Annotated in this window: 1 protein-coding gene; it reads right to left on the bottom strand. The window is 66.7% G+C overall.

Features of this window, described 5'->3' with window-relative positions:
* A partial coding sequence (locus ABD323_RS42255; RefSeq protein WP_486327177.1) for an NsdA family TPR-like regulatory protein occupies window positions 1-835 on the bottom strand: 835 nt, incomplete at both ends.

Below are 835 nucleotides of genomic sequence, written 5' to 3'. Positions count from 1 at the left end.
GGCCAATTCGTCGATTCGGCTGGCCAGTTCGGCCGCCAGCGGAGCATCAGCGTATGGCTTGAGCAGCTGTCGGAACTCTCCGAGGTGGGCGGTGACCCTCGGAGAGTCCACAGCCGCCGCGAGGTCCAGGGTCTTGCCTGCCGTTGCGCAGGACAACTCCACCTCCCGGAGCTGGAGTTGGGTTCGGGCCAGCCAGAACGTGTGGAACGCCCGGCCCCGCAGGTTCGTTGTCGGCTCGATTCGCAGGGCCTCGGTGATGAGGGGTTCCGCCGCGACCACGTCTCCGAGCTGCCCCAGGGCGATGCCGGTGTCCACGGTGAGCTTCGTCTGGTCGAAGTACTGGACCCAGGCGGGATCGTCATCCGATTGGCTGATCATCCCGAAGTAGCGGTGGGCCTCGTTGATGGCCTGGTGGGCTGCCTGCTTGTCCTGGGCGCTGGCGTGGGCGAAGGCTTCACGGGTCGAGAGCATGGCCAGCAACCGCGGGGTGCCGCCGTCGAGAAGTGCGCTGTCCTGTGCGGCCCGCGCCAGGGCGAGGGCGTCGTTGACCCTGTCCTGGTAGGTGGCCTGGAGGCTGAGACAGGAGAGCACGTTGGCGACGAACGGGTTGTCGTCGATCTCTCGTGCCAGCCGGAGGGACTCCGTGAAGTAGCTCTGAGCGGTCCTGTGTTGGCGCGCGTCGAAGTAGGTCCAGCCGGTGAGGCGTGCGAGTTCAGCCGCGATGCCGTGAAGGCTGCGCCGGTAGTTGGGATCGGTGGTCTCTCGCAACACGCCCATGACGTACCTGAGTTGCCCGATCACTGCTGGCCGGAGAGCCTCACCGCCATGCTCGTCG

Source organism: Kitasatospora nipponensis (genome assembly GCF_039528135.1).
Taxonomy (GTDB): domain Bacteria; phylum Actinomycetota; class Actinomycetes; order Streptomycetales; family Streptomycetaceae; genus Kitasatospora; species Kitasatospora nipponensis.
Note: the sequence above shows the minus strand (reverse complement) of the source record. Positions and strands in the feature narration are given on the sequence as shown.